The 17,696-nt window shown below is 65.1% G+C and carries 20 protein-coding genes; 10 read left to right on the top strand and 10 right to left on the bottom strand.

Annotated features, from left to right (window positions below; translation table 11 throughout):
- Position 1: 1 nt before the first annotated feature.
- Positions 2-1,252 (bottom strand): phosphoglycerate dehydrogenase, encoded by a 1,251-nt coding sequence (gene serA, locus BM341_RS16880; protein ID WP_089797239.1) that lies wholly within the window; start codon positions 1,250-1,252, stop codon positions 2-4.
- A 302-nt stretch (positions 1,253-1,554) separates the two neighbouring features.
- Here serA and BM341_RS16875 point away from each other — a divergent pair, with 302 nt between their 5' ends.
- Genes BM341_RS16875 through djlA form a run of 4 tightly spaced genes read left to right on the top strand, consistent with a single transcriptional unit; the run spans position 1,555 to position 5,525 of the window.
- Positions 1,555-1,860, top strand: coding sequence for an exodeoxyribonuclease VII small subunit (locus tag BM341_RS16875; RefSeq protein WP_175507892.1), 306 nt, complete (start codon positions 1,555-1,557; stop codon positions 1,858-1,860).
- Positions 1,850-2,764 (top strand): farnesyl diphosphate synthase, encoded by a 915-nt coding sequence (locus BM341_RS16870; protein WP_089797228.1) that lies wholly within the window; start codon positions 1,850-1,852, stop codon positions 2,762-2,764. Before BM341_RS16875 ends, BM341_RS16870 begins: the two co-directional genes overlap by 11 nt.
- 16 nt (positions 2,765-2,780) lie before the next feature.
- Positions 2,781-4,730 carry a 1-deoxy-D-xylulose-5-phosphate synthase gene (dxs, locus tag BM341_RS16865; protein ID WP_089797227.1) on the top strand — a complete coding sequence of 650 codons (1,950 nt, stop codon included), beginning with the start codon at positions 2,781-2,783 and terminating at the stop codon, positions 4,728-4,730.
- A gap of 33 nt (positions 4,731-4,763) precedes the next feature.
- Positions 4,764-5,525: a co-chaperone DjlA gene (gene djlA, locus BM341_RS16860; RefSeq protein WP_089797226.1), complete on the top strand. Its 762-nt coding sequence runs from the start codon at positions 4,764-4,766 to the stop codon at positions 5,523-5,525.
- 24 nt (positions 5,526-5,549) lie between these two features.
- On the opposite strand, the gene trhA is transcribed toward djlA, so the two are convergent.
- The gene (trhA, locus tag BM341_RS16855; RefSeq protein ID WP_089797225.1) at positions 5,550-6,221 is read right to left on the bottom strand and encodes a PAQR family membrane homeostasis protein TrhA; all 672 of its coding nucleotides are present in this window, start codon (positions 6,219-6,221) and stop codon (positions 5,550-5,552) included.
- A 54-nt stretch (positions 6,222-6,275) separates the two neighbouring features.
- On the bottom strand, positions 6,276-6,911 hold the full coding sequence (gene ribA, locus BM341_RS16850) for a GTP cyclohydrolase II (protein ID WP_089797224.1): 636 nt from the start codon (positions 6,909-6,911) through the stop codon (positions 6,276-6,278).
- A gap of 185 nt (positions 6,912-7,096) precedes the next feature.
- Between ribA and hemE the strand changes: the two genes are divergently transcribed.
- Positions 7,097-8,173 carry a uroporphyrinogen decarboxylase gene (hemE, locus tag BM341_RS16845; RefSeq protein ID WP_089797223.1) on the top strand — a complete coding sequence of 359 codons (1,077 nt, stop codon included), beginning with the start codon at positions 7,097-7,099 and terminating at the stop codon, positions 8,171-8,173.
- Positions 8,166-8,558, top strand: a complete 393-nt coding sequence (locus BM341_RS16840; RefSeq protein WP_089797222.1) for a VanZ family protein — start codon at positions 8,166-8,168, stop codon at positions 8,556-8,558. Before hemE ends, BM341_RS16840 begins: the two co-directional genes overlap by 8 nt.
- On the opposite strand, the gene BM341_RS16835 is transcribed toward BM341_RS16840, so the two are convergent.
- The gene (locus BM341_RS16835; RefSeq protein WP_089797221.1) at positions 8,550-9,035 is read right to left on the bottom strand and encodes a hypothetical protein; all 486 of its coding nucleotides are present in this window, start codon (positions 9,033-9,035) and stop codon (positions 8,550-8,552) included. The two genes, BM341_RS16840 and BM341_RS16835, sit on opposite strands and share 9 nt — an antisense overlap.
- 244 nt (positions 9,036-9,279) lie before the next feature.
- On the opposite strand from BM341_RS16835, the gene BM341_RS16830 reads away from it, so the two are divergent.
- Positions 9,280-9,711, top strand: coding sequence for a host attachment protein (locus BM341_RS16830; protein WP_089797220.1), 432 nt, complete (start codon positions 9,280-9,282; stop codon positions 9,709-9,711).
- A gap of 99 nt (positions 9,712-9,810) precedes the next feature.
- On the opposite strand, the gene BM341_RS16825 is transcribed toward BM341_RS16830, so the two are convergent.
- Entirely contained in the window at positions 9,811-10,737 is a 927-nt protein-coding gene (locus BM341_RS16825) for a LysR family transcriptional regulator (RefSeq protein WP_089797219.1), read from the bottom strand.
- Positions 10,738-10,880: 143 nt separating this feature from the next.
- On the opposite strand from BM341_RS16825, the gene BM341_RS16820 reads away from it, so the two are divergent.
- Positions 10,881-11,657: a ferredoxin--NADP reductase gene (locus BM341_RS16820; RefSeq protein ID WP_089797218.1), complete on the top strand. Its 777-nt coding sequence runs from the start codon at positions 10,881-10,883 to the stop codon at positions 11,655-11,657.
- 102 nt (positions 11,658-11,759) lie between these two features.
- On the opposite strand, the gene glnK is transcribed toward BM341_RS16820, so the two are convergent.
- The 3 genes from glnK to BM341_RS16805 form a co-directional block, all read right to left on the bottom strand.
- On the bottom strand, positions 11,760-12,098 hold the full coding sequence (glnK, locus tag BM341_RS16815; RefSeq protein ID WP_089797217.1) for a P-II family nitrogen regulator: 339 nt from the start codon (positions 12,096-12,098) through the stop codon (positions 11,760-11,762).
- 153 nt (positions 12,099-12,251) lie between these two features.
- Positions 12,252-13,511 (bottom strand): ammonium transporter, encoded by a 1,260-nt coding sequence (locus BM341_RS16810; RefSeq protein ID WP_089797216.1) that lies wholly within the window; start codon positions 13,509-13,511, stop codon positions 12,252-12,254.
- A gap of 35 nt (positions 13,512-13,546) precedes the next feature.
- Positions 13,547-13,885, bottom strand: a complete 339-nt coding sequence (locus tag BM341_RS16805) for a P-II family nitrogen regulator (RefSeq protein WP_089797215.1) — start codon at positions 13,883-13,885, stop codon at positions 13,547-13,549.
- Positions 13,886-14,172: 287 nt separating this feature from the next.
- Between BM341_RS16805 and BM341_RS16800 the strand changes: the two genes are divergently transcribed.
- Both BM341_RS16800 and BM341_RS16795 read left to right on the top strand, forming a co-directional pair.
- Positions 14,173-14,568 carry an accessory factor UbiK family protein gene (locus BM341_RS16800; RefSeq protein WP_089797214.1) on the top strand — a complete coding sequence of 132 codons (396 nt, stop codon included), beginning with the start codon at positions 14,173-14,175 and terminating at the stop codon, positions 14,566-14,568.
- A gap of 76 nt (positions 14,569-14,644) precedes the next feature.
- Positions 14,645-16,150: a YifB family Mg chelatase-like AAA ATPase gene (locus BM341_RS16795; protein ID WP_089797213.1), complete on the top strand. Its 1,506-nt coding sequence runs from the start codon at positions 14,645-14,647 to the stop codon at positions 16,148-16,150.
- Between the two features lie 11 nt (positions 16,151-16,161).
- On the opposite strand, the gene BM341_RS16790 is transcribed toward BM341_RS16795, so the two are convergent.
- Together BM341_RS16790 and BM341_RS16785 are read right to left on the bottom strand one after the other, a co-directional pair.
- A complete protein-coding gene (locus tag BM341_RS16790; protein WP_089797212.1) occupies positions 16,162-16,668 on the bottom strand; it encodes a hypothetical protein in 507 nt (168 codons plus the stop codon).
- Positions 16,665-17,666: an alpha/beta hydrolase gene (locus BM341_RS16785; protein WP_089797211.1), complete on the bottom strand. Its 1,002-nt coding sequence runs from the start codon at positions 17,664-17,666 to the stop codon at positions 16,665-16,667. The genes BM341_RS16790 and BM341_RS16785 overlap by 4 nt, the downstream gene beginning before the upstream one ends.
- Between the last annotated feature and the right edge of the window lie 30 nt (positions 17,667-17,696).

Below are 17,696 nucleotides of genomic sequence, written 5' to 3'. Positions count from 1 at the left end.
GTCAGCCCTGATAGTTGGTCTCGGAGTAGAGCACCCGCACCCGCAGGGTATGCTTCACTTCCTTGAGCGCTTCCAGGGCCTGGACGCCATAGGCCTTGTCGACGTCGATCACCACATAGCCGACCTTCTCGTTGGTCTGCAAGTACTGGCCGGCGATGTTGATGCCGTTCTCGGAGAGCACCCGGTTGATCTCGGAGAGGACCCCGGGCACGTTCTCGTGGATATGCAGCAGGCGGTGCTTGCCCGGGTGGGCCGGCAGGGCCACCTCGGGGAAGTTGACCGAGCTGACGGTGGTGCCGTTGTCGGAGTAGGTGACCAGCTTCTCGGAGACCTCGATGCCGATGTTCTCCTGGGCCTCGAGGGTGGAGCCGCCGATATGCGGCGTCAGGATGACATTGTCCAGGCCACGCAGGGGACTGACGAACTCTTCGTTGTTGCCCTTGGGCTCCACCGGGAACACATCGATGGCTGCGCCGTTGAGCCGGCCGGCCTCGAGCGCCTCGGCCAGCGCCTCGATCACCACCACGCTGCCCCGCGAGGCGTTGATCAGGATGCCGCCCTGCTTCATCAGAGCGATCTGCTCGGCGCCGATCATCCAGCGGGTCGAGGGTAGTTCCGGCACGTGCAGGCTGACCACATCGGCGCGGGCCAGCAGCTCCTCGAGGCTCGCGACCTGGCGGGCATTGCCCATGCCGAGCTTGGTTACCACGTCGTAGTAGATGACATCGAAGCCCAGCGACTCGGCAAGCACCGAGAGCTGCGAGCCAATGCTGCCGTAGCCGACGATGCCCAGCGTCTTGCCACGCGCCTCGTGAGAATTGTTCGCCGACTTCAGCCAGCCGCCCTGATGGGCGCGGGCGCTTTTCTCGGGGATGCCGCGCAGCAGCATGATCGCCTCGGCCAAGACCAGCTCGGCCACCGAACGGGTATTGGAGTAGGGGGCGTTGAAGACCGGAATGCCGCGAACCAGCGCCGCATTGAGATCGACCTGGTTGGTACCGATGCAGAAGCAGCCCACCGCAGTGAGTTTCTCGGCGGCGGCAAACACCTTTTCGGTGAGCTGGGAGCGCGAGCGGATGCCCAGAAAGTGGACATCGCCGATCTTGTCGATCAGCGTCGCTTCGTCAAGCGAGGTCGGTAGATGCTCGATATTGGTGTAACCGGCATCCAGCAGGTTGTCCACCGCGCTCTGGTGGATGCCCTCGAGCAGCAGGATCTTGATCTTGCCCTTGTCCAGGGACGTTTTGGCCATGGTCGAATCAACCCCCTTGTCGGCGCGTGCGGCGTGCAATGCCGAGACTGTCTGGCCCTCGATGATAAATGGCCCCGAGACGAAGGGACTCAGGACGAACGGCATCGGGACCGCCACAGGCTCGAAACAGGGCGACCATGTTAGCACAGCGGGCATGAGCGAAAATGAAAATGCTGCGCTGCGGTGATGAGTCGACTGCATGTTGTCGACTCGCCAGAGAAGACGGCACCCCGGGCAGAGCGTGTATACTGTCGTCCTTTGGATCCGTAGCCTTTCTGGATCCGTGACTGGCGAGAGGTCCCATGGCAGAGCGTGACGAGCGGCCAGCCGAGGTGGCGGAAGGCGAGGCGTCCCCCGGGGATTTCGCCGCCACCGTCGAACGGTTGGAACAGCTGGTGGAGCGGCTCGAATCCGGCGAGTTATCGCTGGAGGGGTCGCTATCGGCGTTCGAGCAGGGCGTGCGTCTGACGCGCGACGCACAACGTCGCCTGGATGAGGCTGAACTCAAGGTACGCACCCTGATCGAGGCGCCGGAAGGCAGCGTCGAGTTCGAGCGCTTTACCGCGCCAAGCGGTAAGGAAAGCGGGGAGGACGAGAGTGAGGGCTGAAGTGCTGGCGGCGCGTCTGGCAGCGGATCGTGCGCGTGTCGACGCCTGCCTCGAGGCGCTATTTGATGCCAGGTCAGTCGATACCTGTTCAGGCGACGCCCGAACGGCCACCGCGCCGCGCCTCGACGCCGCCATGCACCACGGGGTGCTGGTCGGCGGCAAGCGGTTGCGGCCGGTACTGGTCTATGCGGCAGGCCGCGCCCTGGGTGCCGATGACGACTCACTCGATGCCCCGGCCACGGCGCTGGAGTTGATCCACGCCTATTCGCTGGTCCACGACGACCTGCCGGCGATGGATGACGATGACCTGCGCCGCGGCCAGCCTACGGTACACCGCGCCTTCGACGAGGCGACGGCGGTATTGGCCGGGGATGCGCTGCAGGCGCTGGCCTTCGAGGTGCTGGCGCGTGCGGCACCGCCGCGGCTGCCGGCCTTGATGTTGACTCTGGCACACGCCGCCGGCCGTGACGGGATGGTCGCGGGGCAGGCGTTGGATCTCGCCGCCGTGGGCGGCCAGCCGAGCGTGGAGGCCCTGGCCACCATGCATGCCCACAAGACCGGCGCGCTGATCCGCGCCGCAGTGCGGCTGGGCGGGTTGATCGCGGTTGATGATCAGGACCCACGCCTGGCCGCCCTGGATGCCTACGCCCAGGCGATCGGCCTGGCGTTCCAGATCCACGATGACGTGCTCGATGTGACCGGGGACACTGCCACCCTCGGCAAGCTCTCCGGCGCCGACGCCGCCCGCCACAAGCCGACCTACCCCAGCCTGCTGGGGCTCGAGGGCGCGCGGGTGCGCGCCAGCGAGCTGGTCGAGGAGGCGATCGTCGCCCTCACGCCGCTGGGCAGTGCCAAGGACCCCCTGGCCTGCCTGGCGCGCTACATGATCGAACGTGACCACTGACACGACAGATGAGCCCATGAAGCTGTTCGATGACATTCCCGTCGAGCGCCCGGCAACGCCGCTGCTCGATACCCTGGATACACCGGCCGCCCTGCGGGCCATGAACCTCGATCAGCTGGTCCAGGTGGCCGACGAGCTGCGCGCCTATCTGCTTTACAGCGTGGGCGTCTCCGGCGGGCATTTTGGCGCGGGACTCGGCGTGGTGGAACTCACCGTGGCCCTGCATCAGGCGCTGGATACGCCTTATGACCGTCTGGTCTGGGACGTCGGGCATCAGGCCTACCCGCACAAGATTCTCACCGGTCGGCGCGAGGCGATGACCGGCATTCGCCGCTATGGTGGCCTGGCGGCCTTTCCGCGCCGCGCCGAATCGCCCTACGACACCTTCGGCGTGGGCCACTCGAGCACCTCGATCTCGGCGGCGTTGGGCATGGCGCTGGCCGCCCGGACGCGTGGCGAGAAGCGCCGAGTGTGCACGGTCATCGGCGATGGCGCCCTGACCGCCGGCATGGCGTTCGAGGCCCTGGCGCATGCCGGCCACGTCGATGCCAACCTGCTGGTGATCCTCAACGACAACGAGATGTCGATCTCCGAGAATGTCGGCGGGATGGCCAGCTACCTGGCGCGCATCCTGGTCAGCAAGCCCTATATCAGCATGCGCGAGGGCGGCAAGAAGGTCCTTTCGCACCTGCCCGGGGCCTTGGAACTGGCGCGGCGCACCGAAGAGCACATGAAGGGCATGGTCAGCCCGGCCACGCTGTTCGAGGAAATGGGCTTCAACTACATCGGCCCCATCGACGGGCACGACCTCGACGCACTGACGCATACCCTGCACAACATGCGTGACCTGGACGGCCCGCAGTTCCTGCACGTCAAGACCTGCAAGGGCCGCGGCTTCCTGCCCGCCGAGGCCGACCCCATCGGCTACCACGCCATCACCAAGCTGGAAAAGCGCGAGCCGGAAAAGCCGGTCGATACGCCGGCGCCGCTCAAGCCCCAGGACACGCCGGCCAGCACCACCCCGCCCAAGCCCAACCGGCCCAAGCCAAAAAAATACTGCAGCGTGTTCGGCGACTGGCTGTGCGACATGGCGGCCGTCGACCCGCGGTTGATCGGTATCACCCCCGCGATGCGCGAGGGCTCGGACCTGATCCGCTTCTCCCAGGAGTATCCCGAGCGCTACTACGATGTAGCGATCGCCGAGCAACACGCCGTCACTCTGGCCGCCGGCATGGCCTGCGAGAGCATGAAGCCGGTCGTTGCCATCTACTCGACCTTCCTGCAGCGTGGCTACGACCAGCTGATCCACGACGTGGCGGTGCAGGCGCTGGACGTCACCTTCGCCATCGACCGCGCGGGATTGGTGGGCGAGGACGGTCCGACCCACCACGGGGCCCTAGATCTTTCTTATCTGCGCTGTGTACCCGGCATGGTCGTGCTGGCACCCGCCGACGAGGCCGAGTGCCGGGCCATGTTCAGCGCCGCCTATCACCATCCCGGCCCGGCGGCCGTGCGCTATCCGCGTGGTACCGGGCCGGGGGTGGAGATTCCCGAGCATCTCGAACCGCTCGAGATCGGCAAGGCCCAGCAGCGCCGCCAGGGTCGCAGCATCGCGCTGCTGGCGTTCGGTAGCCTCAATGGGCCGGCGGCAACGGTGGCCGAGGCAATGGACGCCACACACCTCAACATGCGCTCCATCAAACCGCTGGATCACGCGGCCATACTGGCGGCAGCGGGCGAGCATGACCTGCTGGTAACCCTGGAAGAGAATGTGGTCGCAGGCGGCGCGGGAAGTGCCGTCAATGAACTGCTCGCCGCGCAGGGTGTCAAGGTGGCGTTACTCAACCTTGGCCTGCCCGATACCTTCGTCGAGCACGGCAAGCCGGCCGAACTGTTGAGTGAATGCGGCCTGGACGCCCCGGGTATCGAGGCCAGCATACGCGCACGCCTGAGCGGCGAGGCTTGATCCTTCTACATTTTCATTCTTAGCGAGGCTGCAATGCTGTTTCTCATCATGATCGGTGCCCTGCTGGGGCTGGCGATTGGCGGCCCGCTGGGCATGCTGGTCGGCGGCGCCCTGGGCTGGTGGGCCGGACGCCGGGTACGGCAGGTGCTGGGCAAGGCGCGGGTCCAGGCACAATCGCGTTTCCTGAATTCGACCTTTTCCGTGATGGGCTGCCTGTGCCAGGCGGATGGCCAGGTGTCCAAGGACGAACGCGATATCGCCGAAAAGCTCTTCGACCAGTTGCACCTGCAGGGCGACCAGCGTGCCCAGGCCCGGGCGGCCTTCGAGCGCGGGCGCGCCGATGACTTCGACCTCGATGCCGAGCTAGCCGAGGTGCGCGGTTTTACCTCCGGTCCGACGGCCCTGCGCCAGGTCTTTCTCCAGGTGCAACTGTCGGCCATCGCCGCCGATGGCGAGCTGCACCCTGCCGAGCACGACATGATCCTGCGCGTGGCACATGGGCTCGGTTGCAGCGAGGTGGAGGTCCAGCAGATCGAGGCCATGCTGCACGGTGCGGCCGCCAATTCGAAGGGGGCCAGTGAAGAAGCGCTGACCGATGCCTATCGGGTGCTCGGGGTCGAGAGGGATGCCAGCGATTCCGAGATCAAGAAGGCCTACCGCCGGTTGATGAGCCAGAACCACCCCGACAAGCTCGCCGGCAAGGGCCTGCCCGAGAGCATGCGCGAACTCGCCCAGGCCCGCACCAGCGAAATCGGCAATGCCTACGAACGCATCCGCGAAGCCCGCGCCGCCTGAGAGAAGCCCTCAGCCAAACGCGCGTCAGGCCTTGAAGGGCAGCACGTCGGTAAAGACGGCGAGGTAATGGCAGGTGCTGCCGGCGATGACGAACAGGTGCCAGATGGCGTGGTTATAGGGAATGGCGCGGATCGCGAAGAACAGCACCCCGCCGGTGTAGGCGAGTCCGCCTGCCACCAGCAGGCTCAGGCCAGTGGGGGAGATGACGTCACCGAGTTCACCGGAGGCGGCCACGATCAGCCAGCCCATGGCCAGGTAGACGATAACGTGGAGCACGCCAAAGCGTTTTGGCCAGACCAGCTTGAGCACGATCCCCGCGAGCGCCAGCGCCCAGATGATCGTCAGTAATGTCCAGCCCACCGAGTGACGAAGGTTGACCAGCAGGAAGGGCGTATAGGTGCCGGCGATCAGCGCATAAATGGCGCAGTGATCCAGCAGCTGATAACACCGTTTCAGGTTCGGCCGTTGCGTGGCGTGATAAAGGGTCGAGGCAGTATAGAGCAGCACCAGGGTGGCGCCATAAAGACTGACCGCGGTGACCTTCCAGGCGTCAACCTGAGGCCCCAGCGAGGCCAGCAGAATCAGCACGATCATGCCGGCAAGGCTCAGCAGGGCGCCGATGCCATGGCTGAGGCTGTGCAGCCACTCTTCTAGATGCGTGAAGTCGAGCTCTGTCGCCGCCGGGTCGTGAGTCAATGGCCATTCCTCCGTTTCCCCTCAGACCCGAGACGCAGGACAGTGGTTCCGGGCTCAAGGTTTGCGTTCGATGTCGACGTCGCTGGCCTGGGTAAAGTCGCCCAGCACCATCAGGTGGCCGAGCTTGCCGGCCTTGGTGGTGAGGTACTGCTCGTTGTGCGGGTTGAGGCCGGTGGTGATGGCGAGTCGCTCGCTGATGGCAACGCCGTCGCGGGTCAGCGCCTCGACCTTGCGCGGATTGTTGGTCATCAGCCGCAGGGTCTTGATGCCCAGATGGTCGAGCATCGGCACACACAGGTCGTAGCGGCGCATGTCGGCACCGAAGCCCAGCTGCTCGTTGGCTTCCACGGTGTCGGCGCCCTGGTCCTGGAGGTGATAGGCGCGAATCTTGTTGAGCAGGCCGATGCCGCGACCCTCCTGGCGCAGATAGAGCAGCACCCCCCGCCCCTCATCGGCAATGCGCTTGAGCGCTTCCTGAAGCTGATAACCGCAGTCGCAGCGCATCGAGAACAGCGCATCACCCGTCAGGCATTCGGAGTGCACGCGCCCCAGTACCGGCGCGCCGTCGGCCACCTCGCCCAGCGTCAGGGCGATATGATCCTTGCCGGTGGCGTCGTCCTCGAAGCCATGCATGATGAAGGTAGCCCAGGGGGTGGGCAGCCGGGAGGCGGCGATGAATCGGATCGTCACGAAGTACCTCGGTGTCAGGCCCGTCTTGGTACACGGCAGGGCGGTGCCGGCGGATAGGCGGTCATTCTAGCAGGAAGCCGCGGCGGGCTCACGAACCGTACCGACGACGTCAGTTGCTGACGCGCTGTTCGGGCCCGGATGTTCGGGTACAATGAGGCCCACATTTCCCGTGGATGAGCGCCTGCATGGAACTCAAGAATGATCGCTTGCTGCGCGCCCTGGCGCGTCAATCGGTGGACCGTACACCGGTGTGGATGATGCGCCAGGCCGGCCGTTATCTGCCCGAATATCGTCAGGTACGGGGCGAGGCCGGCAGTTTCATGGACCTATGTCGCGATCAGGACCGCGCCTGTGAAGTGACCCTGCAGCCGCTGGAGCGCTATCCGCTGGACGGGGCCATCCTGTTCTCGGATATCCTGACCATTCCCGATGCCATGGGGCTGGGGCTGTATTTCGAGACCGGCGAGGGGCCGAAATTCCGCAAGCCGGTACGCACCCCGGCCGATGTCGAGGCGCTGGTGGCGCCGGATGCCGAGCGCGACCTCGATTACGTGATGCGGGCGGTCGCGACGATTCGCCGCGAGCTCGGCGGCCGGGTGCCGCTGATCGGCTTCTCCGGCAGTCCTTGGACGCTGGCGACCTATATGGTGGAAGGCGCCTCCAGCAAGGATTTCCGTCACATCAAGACGATGCTCTACGACACGCCGGACACCATGCACCGCTTGCTCGATACCCTGGCGCATGCCGTTACCGATTACCTCAACGCCCAGATCCGCGCCGGCGCCCAGGTGGTGCAGATCTTCGATACCTGGGGCGGGTCACTGACGACCCCAGCCTACCTGGAGTTCTCGCTGCGCTATATGGAGCAGATCGTCGCGGGTCTGATTCGCGAGCACGAAGGCCGTCGGGTGCCGGTGATCCTCTTCACCAAGAACGGCGGGCAGTGGCTCGAGAACATGGCCACCGCCGGGGCCGACGCTCTGGGCCTGGACTGGAGCACCGAACTCTCCGATGCCCGGGCCCGCGTCGGGCGACGGGTCGCCCTGCAGGGGAATCTTGACCCCAACGTGCTGTTCGCCCGCCCCGCGGCGATCCGTGCCGAGGTGGCGCGGATCCTGGACAGCTACGGCGCCGGGCCGGGGCATATCTTTAACCTCGGTCACGGCATCAGCCAGTTCACCGATCCGGCTCATGTCACCGCCTTCATGGACGCCCTGCATGAATTGAGCCCCGCCTATCATCGCCAGATCCCGCATGCTTGAGTGGCTGCAGCGGATGGCCTGGGGGGAAGATAGAAAGTGGCGGCGCCGCTGGGCGCTGCTGGCCGGGCTGGCGGCCTTGATGATCGCCGTGGGCAGTCTCGCCCCCGGGAGCGAGATGCCCTCGAACCTGCCCTGGGACAAGGCCAATCATTTCATCGGCTATGCTGGCCTGTCGGGGTTGCTGGGCCTTGCTGGCATGCGTCTGCCGCTCGCCTTCGCGGCCGCCATGAGTGTCGGTATCGCCATCGAGTTCCTGCAGATCTCTGTCGCCGGGCGCAGCGGTGGCGACTGGGCCGATATCCTTGCCAACGGCCTGGGCGCGGCCGTAGCTGTCGTCGTGCTGCTGGGGTTGCGTAGCCTGCCCTTGGAACAGCGTTCAGGGTGAGCTCTTGCCCAGCGGGTCGGCATCGGCCAGATCGACGGTCGGTTCATGGTTGGCGGCCTGCGGGCGCAGGCGTTCGGCGGGTCGTCTGACTCGGGCACTGCCGACCACGCCGGTATCGGTGTCCACCGGGCGCGCTTCGCTGGTCCAGGAGTTATCCTCGTCATGCACGGCCGGGCGACGCTCGAAGGAGCGGGTAATGACAGCGCCGGGCGCGAAGCCGGGGCGAAGGCTCGCCAGGTGATAGGGCAACAGCCATAACTCGGCCAGCAGACGCAGCCCGATGGCAACCAGCAGCCAGGCGCCAACACCGAGTACCAGGATCGGCCAGGCGCTGGCCCAGGTGACGGGCGCTGCCCAGGGCGTGCGGGGAACCAGCCACAGCACCAGACCGATCACCAGGCCCAACTGCAGCAGCAGATGGCAGGTCAGCAGAGTAGAGCGGGCGAGCGGGCGGCGGGGAAACAGAAACTGTCGCATCGGGGTCCTCCCGGAAATGACGCATCAAGGCGATGAGCGAACCAGTCTCCGTACTGGCGTTCCGGGAATGCTACTCCAGTTTTCGCGGCGCTGCAGCACCGGAGGGCATTTACGCCGCCCCACTATTGACCCTTCGAGGCGGTCTTGCCAATCTTGAATAGGTAACGCTTTAGTATGTAACCAAGGGCAGGATGCCCGCACAGGCAGGCCTGCGCCGTGTGTTCCCACGCCTCAAGGAGCGGCTATGACAACCTATATCGTGGTAGCAGATGCAGCACGGGCCAGGATCTTCACCCGTGATGCGCTCAAGCTGGTCGAGCAGGAAAGTCTGGTGCATGCCGAGGGTCGATTGCACGAGGGTGATTTGGTGACCGATCATCGAGGCGGCGAGGTGCAAGAGTCGACCTCGTCCACCTCGCGCTCCTCCGGCGAGGAAGGTGCTGCCACGAACCATGAGGATGAGCTCTTTGCCAAGCAGGTGTCCGAGCGCCTTTATCGAGCGCGGGTCGAGAACTCACTGGAGAAACTGATCTTGGTCGCCCCACCCCGCTTTCTGGGTCGGCTTCGCGACAAGCTCGACGGCCCCACCGCCAAGCGGGTCATCCATACCCTGGCCAAGGATCTGTCCAAGGACAGCCTGGAGAACATTCAGAAAGCCGTCAGCGACCTGCGCTGACCCAGCCGGGCTTATCGAAGGCACCGTTGTCATGACCGCAGGCGTCCGGCCAACCCGGGCGTCTGCTTCTCCATACGTGCGCTCATGCCAGCTATCGCATCAGGTTACCTGGGGCAGGTCGATCTCGTCGCTGCGTTGGATGCCCTCGGTCATCTGCCGGCACAGCCGCAGGAATTCACGCATGCCGGTGGCCAGGTACTTGTGGCGATGCCAGATGAAACTGAACTGGCGGCTCAGGTCGAGCTCAGGTGTCACAATGGGCACCAGGCTGCCGCGGCGGAAGGCGTCTCGCAGGGCCAGCCGTGAGACGCAGCCGATCCCCAACCCCGACTCGACGGCCCGCTTGATGCCTTCGGTGTGTTCCAGCTCCAGCAGGGTGTTGAAGCGACCGCGGCGGTGTCGGGCGGCCTGTTCCAGGGTCAGGCGGGTGCCCGAGCCCTGCTCGCGCATGATCCAGTCCTCGCGCAGCAACCGGTCCAGTTCGATCGGGCCCTTGCCGGCCAGCGCATGACGCGGCGAGCAGAACACCGCCAGTTCGTCCTCCACCCAGGGCTGGGTGATCACATCATCGTCTTCGCACAGCCCCTCGATCAGCCCCAGGTCCAGTTCATGCTGGCGTACCCGGTCGATGATGGCGCGGGTGTTGCGAACCGACAGGCGCACCCGACTGCCCGGATGGCGTTGCATGAAGTCGCTGATCAACAGCGTCGCCAGGTAGTTGCCGATGGTCAGGGTGGCCCCGACGTCCAGCGAGCCCACGCCCTGCTGGCCACGCAGCAGTTCCTCGACCTCCTCGGCGCGGTCGAGCAGGGCCACGGCCTTGGGCAACAGCTGAAAGCCCAGCGCATTGAGCTTCAACCGCTTGCCGACACGATCAAGTAGCTGGCAGTCAAACTGACGCTCGAGTTCGGCAAGCGCGGTGCTTGCCGCCGATTGTGAGAGCGCCAGCACCCGGGCGGCGCGCGAAACGCTCTCGTGCTGGGCCACCGCGACGAAGACTTCCAGCTGACGCAGCGTATAGCGCATGGACCGACTCCCTTGGCTTCTTATCTACAATATAGATGATCGATATCCATACAATCCATTTAACAGATATCCGTCGACCTCTTATAATTAACCCAATTCTTTTAAAGAAAGATTATTCGAATTAGGAATATCAAGGAGTCGGTATGAGCAAGTTTGCCCTGGAAGAGGTCTTGAGCGTCCACCACTGGAATGACACCCTGTTCAGCTTTCGCACCACGCGCGAGCGCAGTCTGCGCTTCAAGAACGGTCAGTTCGTGATGATCGGTCTCGAGGTGGCCGGCAAGCCGCTGATGCGCGCCTATTCGATTGCCAGCCCCAACTACGAGGATCACCTGGAGTTCTTCAGCATCAAGGTGCCGGATGGCCCGCTGACCTCACGGCTCCAGCACCTCAAGGTCGGCGACCAGATCATGGTCAGCCGCAAGCCCACGGGCACCCTGGTTACCGACGACCTGCTGCCGGGTCGCAACCTCTACCTGTTCTCCACCGGCACCGGGCTCGCCCCGTTCATGAGTCTGATCCAGGACCCCGAGGCCTACGAGCGCTTCGAGAAGATCGTGCTGGTGCACGGGGTACGCAACGTCAGCGAGCTCGCCTACGCGGAGTTCATCCAGAAGGCGCTGCCCGCCCACGAGTACCTCGGCGAGGAGATCAGCGCGAAGCTGGTCTACTATCCCACGGTGACCCGTGAGGCGTTTCATACCCAAGGCCGGCTGACCGACCATATCCGCAACGGCAAACTGGCCGAAGATACCGGCCTGCCGCCCCTGGACCCGCGTCAGGACCGCGCGATGATCTGCGGCAGCCCGGCGATGCTGGACGACACCAGCGGCCTGCTCGACGAGCTCGGCTTCACGATTTCTCCGCGAATGGGCGAGCCCGGCGACTATGTGATCGAGCGCGCCTTCGTCGAGAAGTAAGCGCGAGGCGCATGGCTGAAAGCCGAAAGAGAAGCCCCCGCGGCCCTGGCCACGGGGGGCTTCCCTTACACCGGCGAGCTAAGGCTGTTCGGTTTCGAGCGGTCAGACCGCGTCCTTGTCAGTCTCGCCGGTACGAATGCGGATCACCTGTTCCAGTGGGGTGACGAAGATCTTGCCGTCGCCGATCTTGCCGGTGTTGGCGACCTGAGTGATGGCGTCGATGACCTTCTCGGCCATGTCGTCGTCAACGGCCACCTCGAGCTTCACCTTGGGTAGGAAGTCGACCACGTATTCGGCGCCGCGATAGAGCTCGGTATGGCCCTTCTGGCGGCCGAAGCCCTTGACCTCGGTCACGGTGATGCCCTGAACGCCGATTTCGGAGAGGGATTCCCGCACGTCGTCCAGCTTGAAAGGTTTGATGATGGCGGTTACCAATTTCATGATGTCTGTCCTCGTCCTGTCCGGGTGACGATGGCGGTCACCATCGCGAATGTGAGGTGGCGTTGTCGACAAGCATACACCGCGTGGCCCGGGAATAAAAAAGCCTCCCGAAGGAGGCCAGGAGGAGCTCGTCGGCTCACTCGGTAGGGCGCCTCATTTCTTCGAGGCGCTGAACTCGGGGTAGGCTTCCAGGCCACACTCGGCCAGATCGACCCCTTCATATTCTTCCTCTTCACTGACCCGGATGCCCATGACGGCCTTGAGGATCAGCCAGACGACCAGGCTGGCCCCGAACACCCAGGCGAAGATGCCGAGGACACCGATGATCTGGGCGCCGAAGCTGGCATCGCCATTGGTCAGCGGTACGACCATCACGCCCCAAATGCCGACCACACCGTGCACCGAAATGGCACCGACCGGGTCATCGATCTTGAGCTTGTCGAGGGTGACGATGGCGGCCACCACGATCAGCCCCCCCATGGCACCGATCATGGCGGCACCCAGCGCGGAGGGCGATAGCGGGTCGGCGGTAATGGCAACGAGGCCGGCCAGGGCGCCGTTCAGCGCCATCGTCAGGTCGGCCTTGCGGAACCACAGCTTGGCCAGGACCAGCGCGGCGATTACGCCACCGGCGGCCGCGGCGTTGGTGTTGACGAACACCTGGGCCACGTTGTTGGCAGACGCCGCATCGGAGAGCTTCAGTTCAGAGCCGCCGTTGAAGCCGAACCAGCCCATCCACAGGATGAAGGTGCCCAGGGTGGCCAGCGGCATGTTGGCACCGGGAATGGCGTAGATGCCGCCATCCTTGCCGTACTTGCCCTTGCGCGGGCCGAGTACCAGCACGCCGGCGAGCGCTGCTGCGGCGCCCGCCAGGTGCACGATGCCGGAGCCGGCGTAATCCGAATAGCCGACCTCGGAGAGCCAGCCGCCACCCCAGGTCCAGTAGCCGGAGGTCGGGTAGATGACGCCCGTCATCACCACGGCGAAGGCCAGGAAGGCCCACAGCTTCATGCGCTCGGCCACCGCGCCGGAAACGATGGACATGGCGGTCGCCACGAACACCACCTGGAAGAAGAAATCGGCGCGCATGGAATAGTAGGGCGCCCCTTCTTCACCGGAGGTGATGGCATCGACGGTATTCTCGCCACCGATCAGGAAGCCCAGGTTGGGCAGGATGCCGCCGGCGCTGCTGGAATACATCAGGTAGTAGCCGAGCAACAGGTACATGGTGCAGGCAATGGCGAACAGCGCCACGTTCTTGGTCAGGATCTCGGCAGTATTCTTGGAGCGCACCAGGCCGGCCTCGAGCATGGCGAAGCCGGCGGCCATCCACATCACCAGCACCCCGCAGATGAGGAAGTAGAAGGTGTCGACGGCGTACATCAACTCGATCAGTTCGGGAAGGTCGTTCATAAGGAACTCTCCGTAGCGGGAATCGGTAAGCGTCGTCAGACCGCGTCGGCGCCGCGCTCGCCGGTGCGAATGCGGATGACATCTTCCAGCGGCACGACAAAGACCTTGCCATCGCCGATCTTGCCGCTATTGGCCGAGGAGCAGATGGCGTCGAGCACCCCTTGGAGTTGCGCGTCGTCGACGGCGACTTCCACCTTGACCTTGGGCAGAAAGTCGACCACGTATTCCGCCCCGCGATAGAGCTCGGTATGACCCTTCTGGCGGCCGAAGCCCTTGACCTCGGTGACGGTGATTCCCTGAACGCCGTTCTCGGCCAGCGCCTCACGAACGTCGTCGAGCTTGAACGGCTTGATGATGGCGGTGATGAGCTTCATCCCGTATCTCCACTACTGAGTTGGCGACGGAAGTTGCCGTCGGTGCATGACGCTTGTGACCTTGCGTAAAGCATGCCATGGCTATATATATTCAATGTTTTCAGCAAGATGGAAGAAATTCCATGGCCAGTCTTGCGCCTGTCGTCACAGGGAGACAGATGAAACGCACCGGTTTGGTGCTGAGTGACGGTGCAGGTGCGCCATAACAGAGCACGGCGGGGACATGCGTATCTCGGACGCCTTGCGTATCCTGTGGTCAGGCACTTCATCAATCAGGAGAGACCCCCATGGTGAGCCAAGACCGCATCAGCCGCCTGGCCCAGCAGATCGGCGAGCGCCTGCAGGGCGCCTCGCAGGCGCCCGAGGAAATGCAGAAGGGAATTCAGCAGGTGGTGCGTGGCGCCTTCGACCGCCTCGAGCTGGTGTCGCGCGAGGATTTCGACATCCTGATGGATGTCCTCCAGCGCACCCGTGGCCGGGTCGAGGCGCTGGAAAAGCAGGTCGCTGAGCTGGAAAAGACGGTACAGGCCAATCAACCGGCCACGGCTGCTGCGGTGCCCGGCACGCCGCGCACCGCCGCGGATGCAACAGCAGGCGAGGGGGCAAGCGCCAAAGCCGCGGACCACAAGGCCGCGGACACCCCCTCCACCAAGGGAGCCCGCGACGATAAGATCGACCCCTGAGACTGTCGCGTCATTGGGCGGGACGTACCGACCTGGGGTAGCCTGAGGGTACATTCGCGGCGAGGGGCGCCTTTCAATGACGCTGGCAATCATTCATACCCGTGCCGGGCTCGGGCTCGAGGCGCCGGAAGTGCAGGTCGAAGTGCACCTGGCCAACGGCCTACCCGGCATGACCCTGGTGGGCCTACCCGAGGCCGCCGTCAAGGAAAGCCGCGAACGGGTGCGCAGTGCCCTGGTCAATGCCGGCTTCGATTTTCCCAATACCCGCCGCATTACGCTTAATCTCTCGCCCGCCGACCTGCCCAAGGACGGCGGGCGCTTCGATTTACCCATCGCCCTGGGCCTGCTGGTGGCCTCCGGCCAAGTGCCGCCCGAGGCGCTGGAAGGCCTGGAATGCGTTGGTGAGTTGGCCCTGGACGGTCGGCTTCGCCAGGTGAACGGCGTTTTGCCGCTGGCGCTCGCCACGCGTGCAGCCGGCAGGAAGCTCATCGTGCCGCGCGCCAATGCCGATGAAGCGGCGCTGGCCGGCGACCTGCAGGTCATCGCCGCCGATCATCTGCTCGAGGTAGTGGCTCATCTGCTCGGCCAGACACCGATCGCGGCGCACCGCCTCGAGCGCCCGGCACCGGTCGTTGATCTGGGCGCCGATTTGGCCGAGGTCCGCGGTCAGCATCAGGCGCGGCGGGCATTGGAGGTCGCCGCGGCCGGGGGACATAATCTCTTGTTCGCTGGTCCTCCCGGTACCGGCAAGACCATGCTGGCCAGTCGTCTTCCCGGCATCCTGCCGCCGCTCAGCGAGGAGGAAGCCCTGGAAGTGGCTGCCATTCGTTCAGTGAGCGGGCTGGCGCTGCGCGAACAGTGGGGGCGTCGTCCCTTTCGCTCGCCACACCATACTGCCAGCGCCGTGGCCTTGGTGGGGGGCGGTTCCCGACCGCGTCCCGGCGAGATCTCCCTGGCCCACCATGGGGTGCTGTTTCTGGACGAGCTGCCCGAGTTCTCGCGTCACGTGCTGGAGGTGATGCGCGAACCCATGGAATCGGGTCGCATTCATATCGCGCGGGCCAATCATGAGCGCCGCTTTCCGGCCCGCTTCCAGCTGGTGGCGGCGATGAATCCCTGCCCCTGCGGTCACCTCGGCGACCCGCGTCAGCGTTGTCAGTGCACGGCGGCGCAGATCCAGCGCTATCAGGCGCGATTGTCCGGACCGTTGCTCGATCGCATCGACCTGCAGGTGGAGGTCCCGGCCCTGCCGCCCGAACAGCTCACCTCGCGAGAGGCCGGAGAACCTTCGGCGGTAGTGCGAGAGCGCGTCATGATCGCGCGTCAACGCCAGCTGGAGCGGGGAACGCTCAACGCCCAACTGGCCGGCCGCGAGCTCGAGGCAGCCTGTGCGCTCACGTCGGGCGACCGCGCCTGGCTGGCCGGAGTGCTCGAGCGTTTGAAGCTGTCGGCGCGGGCCTATCATCGCGTGCTGCGGGTGGCCTTGACTCTGGCCGATCTGGCCGGCCTGCCTCGCCCCGAGCGTGATCAACTGATCGAGGCGATTGGCTATCGCCAGCTGGATCGTCTGCTCAAGCGATAAGCCCCCGCCTCCTAAAGCGCGCTGGCATCCAGGGCCCCGCTGATGTCGGTAGTCCATAGCGCCTCTTCGCTGCCGGGGCGGCGCAGGGCCAGGGTCAGCCGGTAGGGCAGCAGGTCGCGGTCGGAAAGGGTCAGGCGTGGGCCCTCAGCGTCCAGCCGGCTCTCCAGGCGCCACTGGTTGTCGCCTCCGCCCTCGCTCATGGCGTCGCTCCAGTTGAGCACCTGTGGGCCGCCGGGGGCACCCAGCAGCGCCCGCGTCAGGCTCTCGCGAAGCCGCGCCTGATCGATTCCCAGGGAGGGATCGACCTCGGGGGTCGCCAGTAACAGCACCTGGTTAGTCTTGGGCGAGGGGAGCGCGGGTGCGGCAAGGACGCGCTCGGCGGCCACTGCACCGAGACCGAACAGTGCCTGGCGCAGGGTTTCGGGGCGCTCGGGCGCACTGACGCACCCGGCCAGCAGCAGGGCCATCAGCAAGGCTAACCGCAGGGTTGTCGGAAGGGGTGCGACACGAGCATTCATCGGCGTCTGGTCTCCGAGGGGGCGCCGGTCGGAAGCGTGGCGTCAGGTTCTAGCGTAGCAACGAAGCGGTCGAGGGTCTCGAACAAGGTCTTGCGGATCGGTTCGGCTTCGTTGACCAGATGGTGGCGAGCCTCGGGGTGGCGGTGGATCTCGGCATTGGGGAACTTGTCCTCGAGCACGGTGAGATTCCATTCCCAGTCCACCGTCAGGTCTTGTTCGCCCTGCAGGATCAACGTCGGAACAGTGCTGGGGGTCAGCGCGAGCAGTTGGGGCATCCAGCGGCGCATGGCGCTGACCCATTCCATTTCCAGGCGCTGGGCCTGGAGCGGGTCGCCTTCGCGCAGGAAGGCGGCGAATTCGGCGTCGGTCGAGTTATCGCGAAACTTGCGCGGTACCGAGCGCACGAAGGGCCCCACCAGACGATGCAGCCAGCTCGATTGACTCCACCCCCAGGGTCGCACCAGCGGCGCCAGCAGGGCGAGACCGGCCCAGTGCTGGTCATCGCCGCGCGTGAGGGCATCGGTGGCGAGTATCGCTGCCCCGGTGCTCTGGCCGATGCCGAGCCAGGGGCGCGGCGCCAGGCCTTGCGTGTCGAGCTGCTGCTGCAGGGCACGCAAGCAACGACCATAGTCTTCGAAGTCGTTGATGGAGGCGCGCGGCCCGCTGGACAGCCCATGGCCGGGCAGGTCCCAGAGCACCACACGCCAGCCGCGATCGAGCAGACGTTCCAGAAGATGACGGTACAGGCCCAGATGATCGAAATAGCCGTGTACCACGAAAGCGGTCCCGATTGGCGCGGCCGGGCTCCATACCTGCGTCCAGAGCCTAAAGGGCGAGGCGTCCACGTATCCGGCGTAAAGGCCCACATGGTCGACCAGCAGCGGTGCCAGCCCATAATGGGTCAGGTAATGCTCGAGGTGGCCACGGCCGGCTAGCTGCTCGGTCAGCTCGACCAGGCGAATCGGGCCCAGGGCCTGCAGTGGGGTAAAATCACTCATCGCATCCTCCGCAACGCTGGGCCATGCTAG

Origin of the sequence: Halomonas korlensis (assembly GCF_900116705.1) — a bacterium.
Classification (GTDB): Bacteria; Pseudomonadota; Gammaproteobacteria; order Pseudomonadales; family Halomonadaceae; genus Halomonas; species Halomonas korlensis.
This window is presented reverse-complemented; position numbering and strand designations above follow the sequence as displayed.